This is a genomic window from Methylobacterium nodulans ORS 2060 (assembly GCF_000022085.1).
Classification (GTDB): Bacteria; Pseudomonadota; Alphaproteobacteria; order Rhizobiales; family Beijerinckiaceae; genus Methylobacterium; species Methylobacterium nodulans.
In genome coordinates this window covers 233,150-253,583 of sequence record NC_011887.1, presented here as the reverse complement: position 1 = coordinate 253,583, position 20,434 = coordinate 233,150, and the positions used below count along the sequence as shown (strand labels likewise).

Genomic DNA, 20,434 nt, shown 5'->3' with positions numbered 1-20,434 from the left:
TGCGCTCTGTAATGCAACTAAACGACAGATGCATTGAAGAGGTCCGACCCGGAACCTCCATAGCCGTCGTTGCAGCCGTGCCGCGGCTGTCCAATACCATCTACGCCAGGCGGGTCGATCTGCCGGATGGCACAGTCTTCACGGTTGTTTGGTCCATTGTAGTTCTCGTGTCCAGCTGGTGAAACCATGGTCACAGGAATTCGCTCGGTACCGGTTGGAAGGGTCCTTGCATCTGGAAGAGGTTGCGGTGCTGCGGTTTCGACGCTCCGGCGCAATCCCAAGATCGCCCAATCGTCTGTGATGTGAAGGGCATCTGCTCCAGGTTGAATGCCAAGATGCAGACTGCCTGAGTCTTGCCCTGGCAGGACAGGATCCCGGCTCCTGCATAACGGTCAAACTCCTCACCGGACATAGGCCGCCTTCCATAGTGAGGATACAGCGCGGACAGGCGAATATTATACGATAGTGAAGGATTGCATATTAGCATAAGCAAGGATGAGAGTGCCAGAGCTGCATACTTGTTTTCATTATATAGCTTCTTGATGTTCTATATTTCTGAAAACTGTATTTTTATATTTCAACCATCAGCGCGTTACTAAAATAATAAATAATTTATCATATGGAACGGCGGAAATGTCGCCGTGATGCGCTTAGATCTCTTAGCTCGTCGTTGGCCAATCGAGTGGCGGGGGGTGGCATGGATGAAGAAGCGGCGAAAAACCGACGCCCATGCGTGGCGGAGGGTCTTCGAAAGTAGCAAGCGCTACGGCCAAGCCGTAGCGCTGCATGCGGCATAGCTCTGGCGCGCTTGCACGCGTCAGTCGGCAGGCTCAGCGATGGAGCCGAGGACGCGATGCCGGACCGTCAGTCGAGCAACCCGGCACCATCGCGCGAGACGATGCTTACTGGACTTACTGGATGAGCTTCAGCAACGCCTTACCCTTGCTGGTCGACAGCTCCTTGGCATCGACGGTGCCGTCGCCGTCAGGATTGGCAGCCTGGAAGGCCGCCTCGACCAGGGCGAGGTACTCGGCCTGGTCCAGCGTGCCGTCCTTGTCCGGATCAAGCGCCTTGAGCTGCTTGGCCGAGACACGGCCCTTCAGCTCCTTGGCATCCAGGGTCCCGTCCTTGTCCGGATCAAGCGCAGCGAACAGCGCCGTGGCGGCTGCTTTTACCTCGGCGAGATCGAGGGTGCCGTCGTTGTCGGGATCCATTGCCTTGATCGCTGCCGCCGGGCTGGCGGCGAGGACCGGCGCGGCGGGCATCAGGCCCAGCATGGCGGTGAGGACGGCAGCTGTCCGCAGGGCGGAGGTCATCGATAGCTCCTGTCGTTGGGGACGCATCGCGTCCCGGCTGCATGCAACCAGCAACGTGGAGTCCACATGGGCGCCGGATCATGCAGCGGCAAGCGGTGCAGACGCCGCGGCAGTGCACAATCGCCTCTGAGCTGGGCTGTTGCAGTGCGGCAAAGCCGCACGGGGCCGGGCGCACGCGGGCGCTGATGCAGCGGCTCAGGGGAGGTCGGCAGCCTGCCTAGCGACGATGGCATCCCGATACCGGATCGCGAAACGGACCATACCGGCCTTGTCGGGGACCTGAACCTGCCGGCCGATGGTGGCCACCTCGTTGGCGATGGTTTTCACGCTCAGCAGCAGGAGGTCAGCAATCCTGCGGTAGGTCTGGCCACCGGCCAACAGCTGAAGGATGCGCAGCTGGCGCCCGGTCAATCGGTCGAGCGGATCGGCCGGCGGTGGAGGGGGCACCGCCAGGGCGAAGGCCAGGTCGGGATTGAGGTAGCCCTTGCCGCTCAGAACGTAGCGATAGGCTTGTGCGAACTCCTCCAGGCCGGCGGTCTTGCAGACGTAGCCGAGGGCGCCCGCCTGCAGGGCCTGACGGGCAACGGGAGCCTCGTCGTACATACTGAACACCAGCACGCGTGGGGCAGGAGGGCGGCTGCGCAGGCGGCGGATCAGCGCTAGTCCGCCCAAGGGCGTCCCGGGAAAGGCCAGGTCCGTCACCACGAGGGTCAGCGCAAACTCGCGGGCGAGGCGTTCACCCTCGGCCGGACTGGTCGTCGTGTGCACGGTGATGCCCGTGGGCGCGAGCAGCCTACGGAGCGTGTCGAGAACGATCGGGCGATCGTCGATGATCAGCACGCCGGTCATGACCGGCGCAATCCGCCTCAGCCGGGGCTCACCAGGTCACGCGCATGCCGCCATAGACCGAGAGCGGCTGGATCAAAGCGGTGGTGCGCGGGTCGTTCAGTGCGTAGCGGTTGGCGAACAGCTCGCCCGGCTCCGTCCGCTCCAGGAAGGTGCCGAAGTTCGGCACGCGCGTGTTGAACAGGTTGGTCACCAGCGCGAACACCTCCATGTTCCTCGTCAGCTGCACGCTCGTGTTCAGGTTGGCGATCGCATAGGCCGGCAGCTTGCGGTTCAGGTTCGACTCGTCACCCCGGAAGTACGACGATGAGAACGCCGCCACGTTCAGGCCGAACTTCCACTGCGGCGTGATCGCGTACTCGAAGCCGGCCTTGATCTGGTGCTCCGGCACCAGCGGCAGCTTGTTGCCCGGCCGCACCGTGATCAGCCCGTCATCGGCCAGCGGGTTGTTGGGCGAGGACAGGTCGCCGCGGAACTGGAAGGTGGCGTCGATCAGCGCGTAGTTGGCGTAAAGCCGCAGACGCTCGCCCACATACTCCGCCGCCACCTCGATGCCCTGCCGCTGCGTCGCCGGCACGTTCACGAAATAGCCCCGCGCCGCATTGCCGGGCACCGCGATCTGCAGGATGTCGTTGGTCAGGTCCGTGCGGAAGAAGCCGAGCTTGTAGGTGAGCAGGCCCCCCTCGGCGACGTCCGGCACCGTGCCGCGGATCCCCGCCTCGTAGGTGTGTGCCTCCACCTGCTGGAGCGGCGGGTCGGCCACCAGCGAGTTCGGCAGCAGGCAGGGCCGGTTCGGGTTGGCGCAGGCCAGTTCGAGCGGCGTCGGCGCCCGGTTCGATTCCGAGTAGCCGCCATACAGCGTCAGCCAGGGGAAGAACCGGTAGGTCAGGCCCGCCACCGGGTTGAGGCGGGTGAAGAAGTGCGTGCCGGTGACATCCGGCGAGAACCCGGTCAGGTCCTGGGTGGAGATGCGCGCGAAGTTCAGCCGCGCCCCGGCGGTGAGCGAGAGCTGATCGGTGACGTCGAAGGTGTCGAGGGCGTAGAGGCCCATGTAGAGGTTCGAGCCGATCACCTGGCTCGGCGCGACGCCGAGCGCCGCGGCGGTGCGGATCGGCCCGGTGCCGAGCCCGGGGATCAGGCCGTAGGTCGGGTTGTTCGGGTCGGTGGTGACGCTCAGGTCCGGGTTGATCACCCCGAGCGTGCTCGCCGACTTGAAGGTGTAGGAGGCCGCATCGATGCTGCCGCCGAGGATGAAGGTGTTGGCGTGATCGAACACCCGGTCGCGGTTCGTCGCCTGCAGCGTGCCGCCGTAGCCGGTCGCCTCGGTGCGGACCGTATCGTGGGTGCCGTACGGGATGCCTGCCCGGAAGGGGATCGGCTGGCCGTTCGGCCCCAGGATCAGGAACTGGTTGCGGAACTGCGCCTGGGTCTGGCCGGGGGCGGGCGAGAACCCGTCGTCCTCGAAACAGAGAAAGCCGCGGAAAGAGGAGCGCGTGCTGCAATTCTCGAAGTTGCCGTCGTTGCCGTCGACCACGAACTGGCTGAAGCGGCGCACATAGGCGTTGCCCGCGAGGTCCCAGGTCGGGGAGAGGTTCACCTTGCCGGTGACCTGGATCTGGCCGGCCTCGGTGTCGATGGTCTGCGGGTTGGTGAAAATCGCCCGCTCGGTGAGGCGCTGGAGATCGACCGGCGCGGCGGAGGTGGCCCCGAAGAAGGTCTTGGCGCCCGAGGCGATGAGGTGGAACTCGGAATCGGGCGTGCGATGGCCGATATCGGCATAGACGCGGCCGATCTCGGAGGGCGACCTGAAGCGCCAGCCGTCGTCCTTGAGGCCCTCGCCGGCGAAGTAGAAGCTCCAGGGCCCGACCACCTCGCCGTATTGCAGGGTGCCGAGGATGCGGCCGTCCGAGCCGCCCATCACCGAGACTTCCTGGCCCTGCCAGGTGAAGCCGTTCTTCATCGCGATGTTGACCGCGCCGCCGAGCGCGTTGAGGCCGAAGATCGGGTTGCCGGTGACGAGGTCGATGCGGTTGATGGCGACCTGGGGGATCAGGTCCCAGTTCACGACGTCGCCGAAGGCCTCGTTGATGCGGGTGCCGTTCTGGTAGACGGCCAGCCCCTGGGGCGCGCCCTGGAGCGGGGAGGCGTCGAAGCCGCGATAGGTGAGGGTCTGGCGGAAGCTGTTGCCCTGGCCGTCCGAGAGGCTGACGCCGGGGGTGGTGCGGGCCAGCGTGAAGGTGGGGTCGAGGGTGGCGCGGTCCTGCTCGAACTGGCGCGCGGTGACGGTCTCGGCCGTGAACGGCACCTTGGAGAGCGGCAGCGCGCCGCCGGCGGCGCCGGTCTCGGCGCGGGCCGCACCGCCGGCTCCGCCGACCGGGGTCACCGGAACGACATCGATCTGCTCGAGGGCGATGGTATCGCCCTGCGCGGCGGCGCGACCGGCCAGCCCCACGGCCCCGCACGGCACCAGGATCGTCGTGACCAGAAGTCCGCGACGCAGCGCCACCATTGTTCGCTCCCCCAACGCATAGAAAATTCCTGGACCTGGCAAGACCTAGCTTGCTGCTGAGGGGATACGAAAGCCGCGGTTCGGCCGCAATCCGCCGGTTAGTTTGCGGCCACGCTTGACATTGACTTCTTCGCAGAACGCAGGTTTGTGTAACAAAATCAACACAGACCTTCGGGAACACTGCGTAACGACCGCAGGATTATTTGGAAGTGGGTATTGCCAGGTGTTCCCACGTGCCCGTCAGGAGGATGCCGTATCGCACTGGGTAGGGGCTCAGCCCCCAAGACTCTCCGGGCCGGCATGTATCTGCCGGACGTAGGGGGCGTGGTTACAGGCCTTCACCAGCACCGAGACGGCCGGGGCCACGGCGGGCAAGGCCGCTGCGAGCGGGGGGAGCGGCGCGGGATCGACCCGCGGGAGCCCGCGCTCCTCCCGCCAGAGCGGCCAGATGCAGGCGGTGTCCGGCACCACGCGCCCGAGGTCGACGGACTCGCGCTCCATCTCGTCCCAGAAGGCGCACAGCCGCTCCCGGCCCCAGAGGTAGTGCTGGCCGAGGCCCTGGGCGACGTCGGCGCGCCCGAGCCGCGCGGCCTGGGCTGCCTCGCGGGTGGCGTTCCGCTCGAAGCCGAGATGCTTGTAGTGCCAGAGCACCACCGCATCGCGGGCGGGCAGCAGGAGGTCGCCCTGCGGCTCGGCGGCATGGCGCCCCGGGCCGAACCCGGCCTTGCGCAACGCCTCGGGCTTGAACAGGCGTGCTCGTCGATCGCCGCGACCACTGTCCAGTCGGCCGTGCCGCGGCTCTCCTTCCAGGCCTCGTTCTGCATCGCCCGGTGCGAAAGCACGAGACGCTTGCTGCATGACCTTGACCCTGGATGACGGCAAAGTTGCCCCGGTCGCTCCCGAACTTCCGGCCGTGCGCCTTGGCCGCCTGGAGGGCCGTCTTGGTCCAAGGTTCTGGGCTGGTCTCAGACGGGAGTGGCGGTCCAGATGGGTGATTCGGCCCACGTGATCTTCCACTTCGCCCTGGGCGAGACGTCCTGAACCGCATTCGGGTGGAATGCCACGATGCACGTTCCGCGGGCCTGTCTCTTCAGCTTGAGAGCAAGGGCGTTCAGGATCATGGGCCGGCTCCGGGACGGAGGTGGCAAGCTGGGCAGGTATGCCTCACGACCCGTGAACGCGCTCGCGTTTGCGACAGGCCCCTCCTGCAGGGACTTTGAGGCTTCGACAGCTCCTCCTGAGCCAGAGGTTGGGCTTGTCGGTGTCAATCAGCCTCCCGCACAACGACCTGAAAGGGCCACAGCGGTCCCGACTGAGTCTCTTGAACCTTGAGACACAAGCGGGCAACAGCGGTCGCCATGTCAGTCTTGCTAGGACTGATCACAACTTCTGAAGATAAAGTCTTTCCAGACTTAACAACTGATATCTCGACTCTGGCATCTACTATTTTATTTTCTACTACAGGGCCGGCACGCGCTTTTCGAGCTAGAGAGGGCGCTGTGCCAGGCCACGTCGCCGGACGTGCGAGATCCCGGATCAGTGATGCCAGTTCCGGCTCCTGGAGCAGCACGGTCGCTGCCTCGCTGCCGACCCACTGCATCTCGCGCTGTCCCTTCTCGCGCCAAGTCTCCAGCTGTTCGGTGACGGTGAGGACATACACTGCCACCCGGCAAGGATCGGTGCGGCCGTCCGGCTGCCGCTTGTCATAGGTGTAATAGCCCGCAGGCTTCTTGCTGATGCGCCCTATGACGCCGGCTTCCTCGCGTGCCTCGATGGCAGCTGCTTCGTGACCCTTCATGCCCTTCATCGGCCAACCCTTTGGCACGACCCAGCGCTTGGTTTCTCGCGAAGTCACCAGCAGCACTTCCAGGCCAATATCTTGCGTTAGGCGAATCGGCAGGGCTGCCACCTGCTTCAGTAATTTGGGAAATAGCGCCTTCTTCACCGCTGCCTTGGCCTGAGGCTTCTTCTTTAACTTCACCTGGGGCTTCTTTGATTTGGGCACAGGTGCAGACTCGCAGCTATCAAGGCAGCAGAGCGGTGAGCACGTAAGCGCCCGCCCCGATCGCGGCCGCGGCCGGCAGGGTGAGCACCCAAGCCACCACGATGTTGCTCGCCACGCCCCAGCGCACCGCCGAGGTGCGCCGCGCGGCGCCGACCCCGATGATCGCCCCCGTGATCGTGTGCGTGGTCGAGACTGGCACGCCGAGCCAGGTGGCGGCGAACAGCGTCAGGGCCCCGCCCGTCTCGGCGCAGAATCCCTGCATCGGCGTCAGGCGCGTGATGCGCGAGCCCATCGTGTGCACGATGCGCCAGCCGCCGAACAGGGTGCCGGCCGCCATCGCGGCCTGGCAGGACAGCACCACCCAGAGGGGCACGTGGAACTCGCGCCCGAGATGGCCCTGGCTGTAGAGCAGCACCGCGATGATCCCCATCGTCTTCTGCGCGTCGTTGCCGCCGTGGCCGAGCGAGTAGAGCGAGGCGGAGACGAACTGCAGCAAGCGGAAGGCGCGGTCGACCGCGAAGGGCGTCGAGCGCACGAACAGCCAGGAGACGATCAGCACCAGCAGCAGGGCGAGCAGGAAACCGAGGAGCGGCGAGAGCACGATGGCCGCCGCCGTCTTGCCGAGCCCGCCCCAGACCACCGCCTGCCAGCCCGCCTTCGCGACGCCCGCTCCCACGAGGCCGCCGATCAGGGCGTGCGAGCTGCTCGATGGGATGCCGAGGATCCAGGTGAGCACGTTCCAGACGATCGCCCCGGAAAGCGCCCCGAAGATCACCCGGGCGTCGACGAGACTCGCGTCGATGATGCCGGTGCCGAGCGTCTGGGCCACGTGCAGGCCGAAGAACAGGAAGGCGATGAAGTTGAAGAACGCTGCCCAGAACACCGCGTAATGAGGCCGCAGCACCCGGGTCGAGACGATTGTGGCGATCGAGTTCGCTGCGTCGTGCAGGCCGTTCAGGAAGTCGAACAGGAGCGCGACGGCGATCAGGCCGGCGAGGATCGGGAACGCAAGCGCGGCGTCGGACATCGCCGCTCCTATACGTTCTCGATCACGATGCCGCTGATCTCATTGGCGACATCCTCGAAGCGGTCGACCGCGTCCTCCAGGTGGCCGAGGATCTCGCTGCCGACGATGTAGGCCATGGGGTCGGTGCGTCCGTGCGTGAGGTAGAGGCTCTTGAGGCCCTGCTCGTGCAATGCGTCGGAGCGGCCCTCCACCCGCACCACCTGCTCGGTCAGGGCCGCGAGGCGGGCCGCGTGGGTGCCGACCTTGTGGAGCAACGGGACGGCCTCGGCGGTGAGCTTGGCGGCCTCCAGGATCGTGCCCCCCATCTCGCGCATGACCGGATCAAACTCACGCAGCTCGAACAGGGCGATGGCCTTGGCGGTGCGGTGCATCTGGTCGATGGCGTCGTCCATCGACTGGATCAGGTCCTTGATGTCGCCGCGGTCGAACGGCGTGATGAAGCTGCGCCGCACCGCGAGCAGCACCTCGCGGGAGATGTCGTCGGCCTCGTGCTCGCGCTCGGCGATGATCTGGCAGTAGCGCGGCACCGCCTCCCCGCCCTTGAGCAGCTCCTGGAGCGCCTCTGCGCCTGCGACGAGCGTGCGAGCATGGCGCTCGAACAGGTCGAAGAAGCGATCCTCCTTGGGCATCAGCGCCCGGAACCAGCCCAGCATCCCGACCTCCGCCACACCGCTCATAGGCACCAACACGACAGCCGGCTAACTTCTCGCATGTGATTGGGTTCGCGCCAGCGTTGCCTTGGGCTGCTATGCTTCGACTGAACCCCTGGTTTCCAGCGGCTGACGGTGACCGTCACCAGGAGAGTGGGCCATGTTGAGCAACATCGAGATTATCGCCCGGCTCGCCCTCTCGGCCCTGCTCGGCAGCCTCGTCGGGCTGGAGCGGGAGCGCCTGCTCTGGGCGGCGGGCCTGCGCACCCACATGCTGGTCGCTGTCGGCGCGTGCCTGATCATGATCGTGTCGGCCTTCGGCTTCTCCGACGTGCTCAGTGAGAACCACGTCGTGCTCGATCCCTCTCGCGTCGCCGCACAGGTCGTCTCCGGAATCGGCTTCCTGGGGGCCGGCACCATCCTGCTGCGCGGCGAGGTGGTGCGGGGGCTGACTACCGCAGCGAGCCTGTGGGCCGTGGCGGCGGTCGGCCTTGCGGTGGGCGGTGGGCTCTACGTCGCGGCGGTCGCCACGACGCTGATCGTGTTGATCATCCTGGCCGGGGTGAAGCCCATCGAGGAACACTACCAGGCGCGGATGCAGACGCGCCCGCTGCGGCTCGTGGCGCGCACAGGCGAGATGTCGATCGACGTCCTGCAGGAGGTCACGGGCGAGCGCTCGTCGCGCATCAAGCAGTTCGTGGTGCGCCAGTCCGGCTCGGAGGGGCTCGACGAGGTCACGGTGACCTTCGTTCGTCTGTCCCAGCGCAGCATCGAGGCAATCGCTGAACGGTTGCGGCAACATCCCGGGGTGATCAGCGTCGAGACGGACGTCAGTTGAGCGCTCGTGCTGCAGGAGGCATGAGAGACTGCCCGGCTGCATTGCGCTGGCTCATGGGCTATGCTGGCGCATGGGCGACGTCATCCGACCAGATTTCCGCGGCAAGATCGGTGGGGCGAGCGGCAAGAGCCTGCCCCCCTGATCGAGGTCTTGCGCCCTGTCGGCGAAGTCGACGGCATCGGGGTCTTTCTCGCCCGTCACCCGAACCGGAAGGACGACCTGTTTGAGGTCGTTATCGGTCCGGCGAGTTGCAGCGAGTGCGAAGTCGTGGCCACCCTGCCGACCACCCGTGCGGGAAAGACGGAGGCCATCAGGATCAGCATGGCGATCCTGCGCACGCTCGACCTGATCAGCAGCATCAACGATCGGCCGCCAGTCTGAGCACCGTCACGAAACCGCCTGACCCGGACGCGCTCCCCAAAGCGCTCAAGGTTGTTGCTGATGGAGGTTTCGCATCCAGACAGCCTCGGAGTTGCGAGATCTCCGACACGCTCGGGGCGGCGTAGATCATGATTGGAGCTGGGGAAGACACTCCGCAGGGGGGCGGCCGCAGCTCCGAGGTGTTCGTGCCGGCCCTACCCGCTCGGCCGGCCAAGCTGCCCGTGGTGGACAGACCTCCTCCCAACTAACATTCCAACCGGACCGAGGGGTGGGAACTGGTCACCAGATGCAGAGCACGGTGGCCGCATCACCGGCGCCTGTACAATGGGTCTTGTGGTGGGGAGTTGTGCAATCCCGTGCGATAACAGTCCACAAGATCGGAGCAATCTCAGGTCAAAATCAATGAAACTTCTTTACCTTGCCGCTTTCCGCGCAGTTATGTTGACAGGGACGGTGAGCGCGGCTGCCGAGGTCTTGGGGCGGAGCCAACCCGCAGTAAGCCGCCTGCTCGACAAGCTGGAGGCAGAACTCGGTGCGAAGTTGTTCGAACGCAGGCGCGGGTTGGTCGTGCCGACACGCACCGCCCAGCTTCTGCTCGACGAGGTGGAGCGGGCCTACGTCTCGTTGGAGTCGCTCAAGACCTTCGCTTCCCGGGTCGCCGAGGGCGAAAGCAGCCGGATCTCGGCCGCCGTGCTGCCAGCCCTGGGACTGAATTTCATCCCCGCCACCCTGGCAGCCTTTGCACGGGAATGGCCCAAAACTCGGGTCCTTCTCAACGTTCAGATGTCCGTGCAGGTGGAGGAATGGGCGGCTGCTCAGCAAGTCGATTTCGGCTTGGCGGAGATGCCATTCAAACGTTCCGGTTTCCGCACTGAGATCTTCAGTGATCAACCTTACCTGCTCGCGGTTCCGCGGGATCACCCGCTTGCTCAGCGATCTCAGGTTGGGCCGTCGGACGTCCGAGGGGTGCCGTTCATCGTGGGATCGTCATTCACAGCGATGGGACAGTTGCTGGCTCAGGCTTTCAGGACATGCGGTGTGCCGCTGGAGGCACAGTACGAAGCCCCGCTTTCGATGACCGTCTACGAATTGGTCAAGCAAGGCGTGGGTATCGGCCTAGTGGATCCGTATACCGCCCTGAAGCAACTGGACAGCCGCGTGCAACTCGTACGCTTTGTGCCGACAATACCTTTCAACGTCGCGCTCCTGCGCCCTGAATCCCGTCCAGCCAACCCTGCTGCAGACGCTCTGCTGGATTTTTTGGCCTCGGAACGTGATCGCTTGATGTCGGGCTTTCCGGGCTGAGCCCGATATGCGTAAGTCGCATAACGCTCCACGAACATTCAATTTTGCGCATTTCGCTTTCCGAGGTTAGCTCTGGCAGGTCGTCGGTTTTGAGGAAGGGCAGTGGACACTCACTCACGGCGAGACGCGAAGGGTGACAGCCGCTACGACGTCGTCATTATCGGTGGCGGCATCAATGGCACCAGCGCGGCGCGCGAACTGGCTGCGGGCGGGTACAAGGTTCTGCTCACCGAGATGTCGGATCTCGCCAACGGTGCGTCCAGCCGGTCATCGAGAATTCTGCATTGCGGATTGCGATACTTCGAGACGGCGCATCCGGTTCGGACCTTCCTCTCCTCACCCAGGCGACTTGCCGGCGCCATGACCATGGCGCGCGCGGCGATGCAGGCGCGAGCCGAGCTCAGCGATCTGAAGCCAGACAACTGCAAGCCTTTCACGATGTGCTTCCCCCTTTACAGCGACGGTGACGTCAAGGGGTGGCATCTCGATCTGGGGTTCGGCCTGCTGAAGCGCCTCGGTCCGGCGCGGCCGCCGCTCGACTACCGGCGCATCACGCGGGATTTCGACCAACTCGTGCCCTTCGCGGGTGATCTGCGGGATCGGGAAAGCCTCCGCTCCATCGCAACCTACCGCGAATACATCATCGACTCGCCGGATCGGCTCTGCGTGGAAGCCGCCCTGGAGGCCGAGCGCAACGGCGCGGAACTGCGCCTGTTCACGAAGGCCGGGTTTGCGGGGCGGTCAGCGGACGGACATTGGCTCCTGCAACTGTCGAGCGATGGCGGCACGGACTTGGTCGAGGCGCCCGTCGTGCTCAACCTCGCCGGGACGTGGTCCGACGGCGTCATCGCCGGGATCGTCGACGAGCCGCGATCACCGCTCGTGACAGGCACCAAGGGATCTCACATCGTGGTCCGCCTGCCGCAGCGATACGCGGGTCATGGCATCGCCTGTCTGCATCGCGGTGGAATGCCCTTCTACTGTCTCCCGCTGGATGGCGACCTGTTCTACTTCGGTCCGACCGAGACAAAGTATGACGGCGATGCCGGCGACGCCGTCGCCACTGATGACGACATTTCCTTCCTGCTTGAGGAAGCCAATTTCCTGCTTCCCGGGTTGGGGCTGCGGAAGTCCCACGTCGAGTTCACGTGGGCCGGTGTCCGACCGCTCGGCTTCGATGCCCGGCAGCCGATGGGACGCCGGATCCGCGAAATTCACGATCTCGCCGATCGCGGCATGCCGGGCGTCTTCGCGATGACCGCGGGCCCGGTGATGTCACATCTGAGCGCCGGCCGCGAGCTTCGCGACGTGGTCGCGCGAGCGCTCAAGCCTTCGGGACAGCCACGCGCGCGGCGGCCCGGGACGCCCTCTTCCAGACCGCGGCCGGATCCTGCCCAAGGGAGCGCGGCATTGCTGCGCCACGCCGTCATCGCGGAACACGCGCGCGACTTGAAGGGCATTCTTTACACGCGCACCGGGATGGGATGGGGACGTCACCTCGACCGCGACACGGTCCAGTCGGCAGCAGAGGCCGTTTCTGACCTCTTGGGATGGTCTCAGAGTGATGTCTCGGCGCAGGTCGAAAGCTTTTTACGCTACCAGAATTCCAGGTTCGCGCGGTGAAAAAGGAATAGACTGTCGAGTGGGAGGATGGAGGACGAGACATGATGAAAGGCAAGCTGATGAAGATGGCAGCCGTCGCGGCTGCGGTGCTCGGGGTTGCGCTGGGAGCGGCTCCGGTGAGGGCGGCCGACGGCCGCCTCAAGGACATTCTCGATCGCGGCGTGGTCCGGGTCGGGGTGCAGGGCGCCTTCAAGCCTTGGGCATTTCCGGCGCCCGATGGAACCCTGCAAGGGATCGAGCTCGATCTCGCCAAGAGCGTGGCCGACACGCTCGGCGTCAAGCTCGAGCCGGTGATCATCACCTCGGCCAACAGGATTCAGTTCCTTCAGCAGGGCAAGATCGATCTCATCATCGGGGGCATGTACGACGCCACCGATCGCCGCAAGGTCGTCGGGATAATCGAGCCTGCGTACTGGTCGTCCGGACCGACGCTGCTTGCCAAGAAGGGAGCGATCAAGGACTGGAAGGATATCGCCAACAAGCCCGTGTGTGGCAAGCAGGGCAACTACTACAATAAGCAGGTTCAGACTGAGCTGCACGCCAACTTGATTGCCTTTGCCGGGAACACCGAAGGGAAGGAAGGTCTGCGCGCGGGCAAGTGCATCGCCTGGCTCTACGATGACGTCAGCATCATGGCCGACCTCGCCCTGCCAGAGTGGGAAGGTTATGAGATGCCGGTCCCGGTGCTCTACAACAACCCATGGGCCGCTGCCGTCCCGCTCGACGAGCTTAACAGGGGCTGGGGTGCATTCATGGCCGGTATGGCCTACCGCTGGCAAGCCGAAGGCAAACTCATCGAGCTCGGAAAGAAGTGGGGCGTAAATACGTCCGACTGGTTCGTGCAGCAGCAACAAAAACTGCATTGGGATACCTCATATCTCAAGTAAATGAGGCCGCTCGAGATTTTCATTTTGCCTAATGGGGTGTCGAGATGCTAGAGATCATCGGCCCATTCTTTCGAGGAATGTACGAGCGTACGGGGATGAATTTCAACATATTCTACGATCCGTATGAATATGGCCGTTTCGTCTCGGGCGCCTCGACAACCCTGCAGCTGATTTTCTGGTCGTTGTCGCTATCCCTGGTGATCGGCGTGCTCGGTGCTTGGGCCCAGGGCGCCAAGTCTCCGGCGCTGCGGGTGGGGGTCGGCGCCTACATCCAGGCGTTCCGCAACACCCCTCCGATGATCCAGCTGCTGTTTTTCTACTTCGGCCTCGGGGCTTTCACCCCTGCTATCGACATGGGCGGCTACTCGCAGCCGGTCGTCTCCTCCTTCGCCTGGGCGGTTATCTCCCTGGGCATATTCGGCGGTGCGTTCAACGTCGAGATATTCAGGGCAGGCATCGAGGCCGTGCCCGACTCAACTCTCGAGGCGGCCGAAAGTCTCTGCTTTTCGCGTTTGCAAACATATCTCTACATCACGCTGCCCTTGGCGTTCCGCATCAGCTTGCCGGCCTTGACCAACAACCTGGTGAGCCTCGCGAAAACGACATCGCTTGCGTACATCATCACGGTTCCGGAGATGACGTACGTCCTGAACCAGGTCTGGTCCGACAACCTGAACGTCCCGGAGATGATGCTGGTGCTGTTCGGATTTTACATTGTCGTCGTCACGCTCCTGGCGGCCGGCCTGCACGCGATCGAACGCAAGCTCGTTCTTCCAGGATACGGCCAATGAGACAGCCGGCATTTCAGCTGAACATGGCGCGTCTCCGGGAAGGGCAGTTTCTGAGAGGCCTCCGGGCGGGACACGTCATCCTCTTGCTCCTGGCCCTGGGGGTTTCCCTTGCCTTTGCGGTGAGCCGTTCGTTCGTGCTCGGCTCTGGGCCCACGGCGCTGACCACTCTCCTCGAATGGTCCCCATTCATTCTGCAGGGCTTTGCCTTGAACTTGGCCATGAGCTTTCTCGCGATGGCGATGGCCACAATCCTCGGGACAGGCCTCGGTCTGCTGCAGATCAGCACGATTTCGGCCGTCCGGCTGCCCGCGCGGTTCGTCACACATCTGTTGCGCAACTCGCCGTGGCTGGTGATCCTGTTCTTGGTGACGTACTTCATGCCCGTCGAGATTCGTCTGCCGCACGGGTTGAGGGTTCCGGTTCCCGACTGGAGCAAGGCCACCCTGGCTTTCGCGTTGCCGGTCATGGGAAACATCAGCGAGATCCTGCGCGGCGCAGTCCGATCGATCCCGTCGGGGCAATGGGAATCGGCCGAAGGGCTCGCGTTCACCCGGGCTCAGACCTTGCGGTACATCATCCTGCCGCAGTGCGTCCGTCGCTGCATCCCTCCGTGGATGAACTGGTACGCGATGCTGACGCTGTCGACGCCGATGGCTTCGATCTTCAGCGTGCACGAGGCGGTCGCCAACGCTCAAGCAGGCATGGAGGCTGCCGGCTCGCGCCCGGAGCTGTTGCTGCCGTTTTACTTGTTCCTGCTGTGCTTATTTTTCCTCTACATCTACCCGATTGCTCTTTGGACTCGTAGGCTGGAGCGCAGATATGTCGTTGGCTGATCGATCCGCTGCTGAGGAAAGCCAGACCTGCCTGGGTCATCGCGCGATCGTCTCACTGCGCAACGTTCACAAATCGTACGGCGCCTTCGAAGTGCTGAAAGGCATCAGCCTCGACGTGCGCAAGGGCGAGGTCGTATGTATCATTGGCCCCTCGGGCTCCGGGAAATCGACGCTGATCCGTTGCATCAATGGCTTAAGCGCGATCCAGAGCGGTTCGATCACCGTCGACGGGCAGGAAGTCAACGACCCCAAGCTGGACAAGCTCGCCCTGCGGAAAAAGGTCGGCATCGTCTTTCAGCAGTATAATCTTTTCCCCCACAAGACGGCCCTGGAAAATGTCATGATGGCGCCGCTAAAGGTGCTCCGGGAGCCGAGGGCCCAGGTGGAGGAGCGAGCCCGCGCCCTCATCGCCAAAGTCCGTCTCACGGGGAAGGAGAACGCCTATCCGGGACAGCTGTCGGGCGGCCAGCAGCAGCGCGTGGCCATCGCGAGAAGCTTGGCGATGCGACCCGATGTCATGCTCTTCGACGAAGTCACCGCAGCGCTCGACCCTGAAACGGTCAAGGAAGTGTTGGTGACAATAAAGGAGCTGGCAGCTGAAGGAATGACATGCATCCTCGTGACCCATGAGATGGGATTTGCGCGCGAGGTCGCCAATCATGTCTACTTTACGGACGGCGGCATCATTGTCGAGCATGGAAAGCCCGATCAGTTGTTCAAAAATGCCAAGGATCCTCGAACCAGGCAGTTCCTAAGCCAAGTTCTCTAGACAGAATAGGTCCGATAGCTGTTCGGGTTCTTTAGGGTAATTTCAACACGCGCATCCGTGCCGCCGGCGCTCCCGCGTGATCACCTCTCCTCTCACGGGCCGGGCGCGGCGCCATGCCTAATCACAGGAGGAGGCGCTCGAACGCACGGGGCGCCGGTGATCTGGACAGCAAAGTTGTCAGGCTTCGCCCGGCGGCATCCCCGCAGTGAACACTGCCCCGCCGCTCGTGGCGGGGCGTCCCGGGCGCTCGCGTCCCTCGATCGAGCGCCCTGACCCACGAGGTTTGATCCGTGAAACCCAGCGCCCGGCCCCTTGATCCCGCGCCGACCGTCGGCCTGATCGGTCTCGGCCGGATCGGGATGGTGTTGCTCGCTGCCCTCCGCCGCTTCGCACCGGAGACGCGCGTGATCGCTGCGGGACGCGATCCGGCGCGGGTCGCCGCGGCCACGGCGGCGTGGCCCGGTGTCGAGGTCATGGACTCCGAGCGCCTGGCGGTCCACGCCAACGTGGTTGTCCCATGCCTGCCTCCGGAGGCCTACCGCGACGGCGTGTCGGCGGTCGCCCCGCACATGCGGGCGGACGCCGTCCTGATGAGCGTCACCAATGCCGTGCCCCTGCCGGACCTCGGGTGCCGGTGCGCCCGTCCCATCGTCAAGGTGATCTTGTCGCCCGCGCATGCCGCTGGGCGGGGCGTGTGCCTGGTCACGCCCAGTCCCGGCGCCGGACCTGAGCAGGTCGAGCGCATCTGCGCCCTGCTCCAGCGCTTCTGCCGGCCGGTCCTGGCCGATCCGGCGGACGGCCGCATCGCGTCCAATCTCGCCGGATCCGCGCCCGCCATCTTGGCCGCGTTCTGCTCGGCGTTCCTGGAGGCCAACGCCGCCCGGGCGCGCGCGTTCGGGCCGACGGAGCTGCGTGCCATGATGACGGAGTCCGTCGCGGCCCTAGCGGCCATCCTCGACGAGGGCTTGAGCTTCGAGGACGTCGTCGCGCGCACGGCCACGCCCGGCGGCACGACCGAGGCCGCGATCGCGGCCCTGAACGCCGAGGCGCCCGCGCTCTGCGGGCGATTGGTCGACGCGACGTTCCAACGTGAAGCCCAACTCCTCGCTATCCCGCCTCGCACACGAGACCGGCCGCACGCTGGATCGGCGTGCAAGGCCGACCCGTCCGACATTCCTTCCGGAGAGCTCCCATGCCGTTAGTCGAAGCGATCACCGGGCCGGCCGCCATCGCGCGCGATCCTCTGCTGCAGCCGCTGCGGATCAAGAACCTGGTCTTGAGGAACCGCGTCATGAGCACCAGCCACGCCTCCGGCCTGGAGGAAGGCGGAATGCCCAAGGAGCGGTACCAGCTCTATCATCTGGAGAAGGCGAAGGGCGGCATCGGCCTCAGCATGTTCGGCGGCTCGTCGAACGTGGCGCCCGATAGCCCCAACATCTTCCGTCAGCTCAATGTCGGCACGGACGAGATCATCCCCTGGCTGCAGCAGTTCTCCGCGCGCATGCATGCTGAGGGCGCGGCGCTGATGGTGCAGATCACGCATCTCGGTCGCCGCGGCGAGCCGTATGCCGACAAGTGGCTGCCGACGATCGGACCTTCGGCGATGCGCGAGACGCTGCACCGCAGCTTTCCCAAGGAGATGGACGAGCACGACATCAGGCGCGTCGTGAAGGCCTACGCGGCCGCCGTGCGCCGCTGCAGGGAAGGCGGGCTCGACGGCGTCGAGACCCTCGCGGGCGGGCACCTCATCGGCCAGTTCCTCTCCCCCTCCACCAACCGCCGGACGGACAGGTACGGCGGCTCGCTCGAGAACCGCTGCCGCTTCGGCCTCATGGTGTTCGAGGAGATACGGAAGGAGGTCGGCGACGACTACATCGTCGGCATGCGCTACGTCATCGAGGAGGGCGAGACCGGCCTGACGATGGGTGATGCCATCAAGGTGGCGCACATCTTCGAGCGAACCGGCATGCTCGACTTCTTCAACGCCATCGTCGGCCGCATGGACACCGAGCGGGCGCTCGCCGTGGACAACATGCCCGGCATGGCCTCACCGATCGCGCCCTGGTTGCGGCAGGTTGGCGCCTTCAAGCGGGAGGTTGGACTTCCGGTGTTCCACGCGGCCCGGATCTCCGACATCGCGACGGCGCGCCACGCGATCCGCGAAGGTCTCCTCGACATGGTGGCGATGACCCGCGCCCACATCGCCGACCCCCACATCGTGCGAAAGATCGAGGCCGGCCAGGAGGACCGCATCCGGCCCTGCGTGGGCGCGACCCACTGCCAGTCGCCCTACCGGCCGCACTGCATCCACAACCCCTCCACCGGGCGCGAGAGTCAGCTCCCTCATGAGATCGCCCGATCGGAGCGGGCCGGCCGCAAGGTGGTCGTCGTCGGAGGCGGGCCCGCCGGCCTTGAGGCGGCCCGGGTCTCGGCCTTGCGCGGGCACGAGGTCGTGCTGTTCGAGGCCGCCGCCAAGCTCGGCGGGCAGCTGCTGCTGAGCCAGCGTGCGAGCTGGCGGCGCGACGTCATCGGCATCGTGGACTGGCGCGTCGAGGAGATCCGCCGCTTGGGCGTGCGGGTCGAACTGAACCGCTACGCCGAGGTGGACGATGTGCTCGCCGAGAATCCGGACGCGGTCGTGGTTGCCACGGGTGGCGTGCCGGACATCGACTGGATCGCGGGTGCAGAGCACTGCGACAGCGTCTGGGACGTGATCGGCGGGACCACCCCGCTCGCCGCTGAGGTCATCGTCTATGACGGCACAGGCCGCCACCCCGGCCCGCAGGCGGCCGAGCTCGCGGCGCAGGATGGCCGCAAAGTCCAGTTCGTTTCGATTGACGCCCAGATCGCGCAGGAATTGACCTATGCCGAGCGCATCATCTGGAAGAAGCGCATCTACGAGCTCGGCGTGCCGATGACCTTCGACCACGAGATCGTGAAGGTCGAACGGCGCGGCAACCGCATCGTGGCGACCTTTCGAAACCTGGCCTCCGAACAGCTCACCGAGCGCATGGCCGATCAGATCCTGGTGGAGCACGGTACGCGACCGGCGGACGACCTGTATCAGGCGCTCAGACCACACTCCGCTAACGACGGTGTCACCGATATCGACGCGCTCCTGGCGGGGGAGGCGCAGCCGCTGACCTGGCGTCCCGAGTTGCGCATGGAGCTGCACCGGGTCGGCGACGCCGTCGCCAGCCGAAACGTGCACGCGGCGGTGCTCGACGCTCTGCGTCTCTGCAAGGATCTCTGACGGCATGAGAGTGAAGCAGGTTCGGATCTACGTGGTCGAGAGCGGCGGCATCAGGCCGGTCATCCTCGAGATGACGACCGACGACGGTACAGTGGGACTGGGCGAGGCGGCGGTTGCCTACGGTCTCGGTGGAACGGCGGCGGCCGCCATGATCAGGGAGCTCTGCGAGCGCTGCGTCATCGGCCGGGACCCGTTCCGGGTCGAGGCCATCTGGACGGAGATGTACGACTGTTCCTTCTGGGCGAAGGGCGGCGGTCCGATCGTGTTCGGCGCGATGAGCGCGATCGAGCAGGCCCTGGTGGACATCAAAGCGAGGGCGCTTCGCGTTCCTGCCTACGAGTTGCTCGGCGGGCGCGTTCACGATGCGTTGCGGACCTACGCGAATGGCTGGTACTTCGGCTGCGCGGATCTGGCCGATCTGCCGCGTTTCGCCGAGGCGACCGTGGCGGATGGGTACGATGCGCTGAAGCTCTACCCCTTCGCCACGATCCTCGAGACCGGCAGGTTGCGGCACCCATCACGCCGCGGGACGTCCGACGGTGACGTGCGCCGGCGGGCCGTCGCAGCCGTCGCCAGCGTGCGGGCCGCCCTCGGACCCGGGCCCAAGATCATGCTGGACTTGAGTGGCGGTCTCACCCCTGACGAGACGATTCGCTTCTGCCGCGAGGTCGAGGAATTCGACATCACCTACGTCGAGGAGCCCGCAGACCCGTTCGACCCGCATGCCTTGAGCAAGATCGCCAGCGGCATCTCCCAACCGATCGCGGTCGGCGAACGCATCTACACGCGCTATGGCTTTCGGGACCTGCTCGCCGGGAGAGCCGTCGATATCCTGCAGCCGGACCTCGGCAATACGGGCGGCATTCTCGAGGGCCGCAAGATCGCCGCGATGGCGGAAGCATATGGTGTGAAGGTCCAGCCGCATGTCTGTGCGAGCGCCCTCTCCACGGTGATCGCGATGCATTTCAGCGCCGCCACGCCCAACTTCTACATGCAAGAGCATTTCCCCTACTGGGATCGCATCCCGGGCTACACCCAGGTGCTGGAGGACCCGATCGAGCCGCAGGTCAAGGCTGGGACGATTCCGGTGTTGGATGCGATCGGGTACGGCGTAACGCTCCGCAACAGGAGCCTGCTCGATTGCCTTTGGACTGAGTGTCGATAGGGTTCGATGAGCCCTCTCATTGCAGGCATCTATCAGATTAACAGCCTCGCATCGTGCGGGTATTATCCTTTCTAACAAGCTATAATCCTGGATTGAATGCAATGCAGCAGATGACTATTTCCGACCGTTATCGCTGAACACCGCCGATCAATCGTACAGCCATACCCTGACCTGAGCGCGGCCTCCCGGATTTATCGGCTATGATAATCGGCGTCACACCCGCCAGCGATTCAGAG

Annotated in this window: 19 protein-coding genes; 11 read left to right on the top strand and 8 right to left on the bottom strand. The window is 64.9% G+C overall.

From position 1 onward, the window contains the following. Nucleotides 1-911 precede the first annotated feature (911 nt). The 8 genes from lanM to MNOD_RS39550 all read right to left on the bottom strand — a co-directional run bounded on the left by lanM (nucleotide 912) and on the right by MNOD_RS39550 (nucleotide 8,356). Complete coding sequence (gene lanM, locus MNOD_RS39575; RefSeq protein ID WP_012631221.1) at nucleotides 912-1,316, bottom strand: lanmodulin LanM; 405 nt, start codon at nucleotides 1,314-1,316, stop codon at nucleotides 912-914. A gap of 195 nt (nucleotides 1,317-1,511) precedes the next feature. After that, nucleotides 1,512-2,165 carry a response regulator transcription factor gene (locus tag MNOD_RS39570; protein WP_012631220.1) on the bottom strand — a complete coding sequence of 218 codons (654 nt, stop codon included), beginning with the start codon at nucleotides 2,163-2,165 and terminating at the stop codon, nucleotides 1,512-1,514. Between the two features lie 28 nt (nucleotides 2,166-2,193). Continuing rightward, nucleotides 2,194-4,671, bottom strand: a complete 2,478-nt coding sequence (locus tag MNOD_RS39565) for a TonB-dependent receptor (RefSeq protein ID WP_012631219.1) — start codon at nucleotides 4,669-4,671, stop codon at nucleotides 2,194-2,196. Nucleotides 4,672-4,944: 273 nt separating this feature from the next. After that, nucleotides 4,945-5,403 carry a hypothetical protein gene (locus tag MNOD_RS39560; protein ID WP_043753992.1) on the bottom strand — a complete coding sequence of 153 codons (459 nt, stop codon included), beginning with the start codon at nucleotides 5,401-5,403 and terminating at the stop codon, nucleotides 4,945-4,947. 233 nt (nucleotides 5,404-5,636) lie between these two features. Further along, nucleotides 5,637-5,792 (bottom strand): hypothetical protein, encoded by a 156-nt coding sequence (locus tag MNOD_RS47700; RefSeq protein ID WP_012631217.1) that lies wholly within the window; start codon nucleotides 5,790-5,792, stop codon nucleotides 5,637-5,639. A 143-nt stretch (nucleotides 5,793-5,935) separates the two neighbouring features. After that, a complete protein-coding gene (locus tag MNOD_RS50435; protein WP_341874508.1) occupies nucleotides 5,936-6,652 on the bottom strand; it encodes an NUDIX hydrolase in 717 nt (238 codons plus the stop codon). Between the two features lie 43 nt (nucleotides 6,653-6,695). Continuing rightward, complete coding sequence (locus MNOD_RS39555) at nucleotides 6,696-7,703, bottom strand: inorganic phosphate transporter (RefSeq protein WP_012631215.1); 1,008 nt, start codon at nucleotides 7,701-7,703, stop codon at nucleotides 6,696-6,698. An 8-nt stretch (nucleotides 7,704-7,711) separates the two neighbouring features. Then, nucleotides 7,712-8,356: a DUF47 domain-containing protein gene (locus tag MNOD_RS39550; RefSeq protein ID WP_012631214.1), complete on the bottom strand. Its 645-nt coding sequence runs from the start codon at nucleotides 8,354-8,356 to the stop codon at nucleotides 7,712-7,714. Between the two features lie 157 nt (nucleotides 8,357-8,513). Between MNOD_RS39550 and MNOD_RS39545 the strand changes: the two genes are divergently transcribed. From MNOD_RS39545 to MNOD_RS39495, 11 genes are all read left to right on the top strand, one after another. Further along, nucleotides 8,514-9,191: an MgtC/SapB family protein gene (locus MNOD_RS39545; protein ID WP_012631213.1), complete on the top strand. Its 678-nt coding sequence runs from the start codon at nucleotides 8,514-8,516 to the stop codon at nucleotides 9,189-9,191. A gap of 150 nt (nucleotides 9,192-9,341) precedes the next feature. Further along, nucleotides 9,342-9,572, top strand: a complete 231-nt coding sequence (locus MNOD_RS39540) for a hypothetical protein (protein WP_043753991.1) — start codon at nucleotides 9,342-9,344, stop codon at nucleotides 9,570-9,572. A 402-nt stretch (nucleotides 9,573-9,974) separates the two neighbouring features. Further along, a complete protein-coding gene (locus MNOD_RS39535) occupies nucleotides 9,975-10,877 on the top strand; it encodes a LysR substrate-binding domain-containing protein (RefSeq protein ID WP_012631211.1) in 903 nt (300 codons plus the stop codon). 102 nt (nucleotides 10,878-10,979) lie between these two features. Beyond that, the gene (locus MNOD_RS39530) at nucleotides 10,980-12,500 is read left to right on the top strand and encodes an FAD-dependent oxidoreductase (protein ID WP_012631210.1); all 1,521 of its coding nucleotides are present in this window, start codon (nucleotides 10,980-10,982) and stop codon (nucleotides 12,498-12,500) included. A 41-nt stretch (nucleotides 12,501-12,541) separates the two neighbouring features. Next, nucleotides 12,542-13,387 carry a transporter substrate-binding domain-containing protein gene (locus tag MNOD_RS39525; protein ID WP_012631209.1) on the top strand — a complete coding sequence of 282 codons (846 nt, stop codon included), beginning with the start codon at nucleotides 12,542-12,544 and terminating at the stop codon, nucleotides 13,385-13,387. 44 nt (nucleotides 13,388-13,431) lie between these two features. Beyond that, entirely contained in the window at nucleotides 13,432-14,178 is a 747-nt protein-coding gene (locus tag MNOD_RS39520; protein ID WP_012631208.1) for an amino acid ABC transporter permease, read from the top strand. After that, nucleotides 14,175-15,011, top strand: coding sequence for an amino acid ABC transporter permease (locus MNOD_RS39515; RefSeq protein WP_012631207.1), 837 nt, complete (start codon nucleotides 14,175-14,177; stop codon nucleotides 15,009-15,011). Before MNOD_RS39520 ends, MNOD_RS39515 begins: the two co-directional genes overlap by 4 nt. Further along, nucleotides 14,998-15,780 (top strand): amino acid ABC transporter ATP-binding protein, encoded by a 783-nt coding sequence (locus tag MNOD_RS39510; RefSeq protein ID WP_012631206.1) that lies wholly within the window; start codon nucleotides 14,998-15,000, stop codon nucleotides 15,778-15,780. Before MNOD_RS39515 ends, MNOD_RS39510 begins: the two co-directional genes overlap by 14 nt. A 290-nt stretch (nucleotides 15,781-16,070) precedes the next feature. After that, nucleotides 16,071-16,982: a pyrroline-5-carboxylate reductase family protein gene (locus tag MNOD_RS39505; protein WP_012631205.1), complete on the top strand. Its 912-nt coding sequence runs from the start codon at nucleotides 16,071-16,073 to the stop codon at nucleotides 16,980-16,982. Further along, a complete protein-coding gene (locus MNOD_RS39500; protein WP_012631204.1) occupies nucleotides 16,973-19,033 on the top strand; it encodes an NADH:flavin oxidoreductase in 2,061 nt (686 codons plus the stop codon). The genes MNOD_RS39505 and MNOD_RS39500 overlap by 10 nt, the downstream gene beginning before the upstream one ends. A 31-nt stretch (nucleotides 19,034-19,064) precedes the next feature. Continuing rightward, nucleotides 19,065-20,198, top strand: coding sequence for a mandelate racemase/muconate lactonizing enzyme family protein (locus MNOD_RS39495; protein WP_244424872.1), 1,134 nt, complete (start codon nucleotides 19,065-19,067; stop codon nucleotides 20,196-20,198). Nucleotides 20,199-20,434 lie beyond the last annotated feature (236 nt).

Excerpts from the sequence above, each read along its gene's own strand:
- MNOD_RS39520 (WP_012631208.1), top strand. The coding sequence starts at position 13,432 with ATGCTAGAGATCATCGGCCCATTCTTTCGAGGAATGTACGAGCGTACG.
- MNOD_RS39500 (WP_012631204.1), top strand. The coding sequence starts at position 16,973 with ATGCCGTTAGTCGAAGCGATCACCGGGCCGGCCGCCATCGCGCGCGAT.
- MNOD_RS39565 (WP_012631219.1), bottom strand. The coding sequence starts at position 4,671 with ATGGTGGCGCTGCGTCGCGGACTTCTGGTCACGACGATCCTGGTGCCG.
- MNOD_RS39555 (WP_012631215.1), bottom strand. The coding sequence starts at position 7,703 with ATGTCCGACGCCGCGCTTGCGTTCCCGATCCTCGCCGGCCTGATCGCC.
- MNOD_RS39570 (WP_012631220.1), bottom strand. The coding sequence starts at position 2,165 with ATGACCGGCGTGCTGATCATCGACGATCGCCCGATCGTTCTCGACACG.
- MNOD_RS39515 (WP_012631207.1), top strand. The coding sequence starts at position 14,175 with ATGAGACAGCCGGCATTTCAGCTGAACATGGCGCGTCTCCGGGAAGGG.
- MNOD_RS47700 (WP_012631217.1), bottom strand. The coding sequence starts at position 5,792 with ATGATCCTGAACGCCCTTGCTCTCAAGCTGAAGAGACAGGCCCGCGGA.
- lanM (WP_012631221.1), bottom strand. The coding sequence starts at position 1,316 with ATGACCTCCGCCCTGCGGACAGCTGCCGTCCTCACCGCCATGCTGGGC.
- MNOD_RS39550 (WP_012631214.1), bottom strand. The coding sequence starts at position 8,356 with ATGCTGGGCTGGTTCCGGGCGCTGATGCCCAAGGAGGATCGCTTCTTC.
- MNOD_RS39510 (WP_012631206.1), top strand. The coding sequence starts at position 14,998 with ATGTCGTTGGCTGATCGATCCGCTGCTGAGGAAAGCCAGACCTGCCTG.
- MNOD_RS39545 (WP_012631213.1), top strand. The coding sequence starts at position 8,514 with ATGTTGAGCAACATCGAGATTATCGCCCGGCTCGCCCTCTCGGCCCTG.
- MNOD_RS39525 (WP_012631209.1), top strand. The coding sequence starts at position 12,542 with ATGATGAAAGGCAAGCTGATGAAGATGGCAGCCGTCGCGGCTGCGGTG.
- MNOD_RS39535 (WP_012631211.1), top strand. The coding sequence starts at position 9,975 with ATGAAACTTCTTTACCTTGCCGCTTTCCGCGCAGTTATGTTGACAGGG.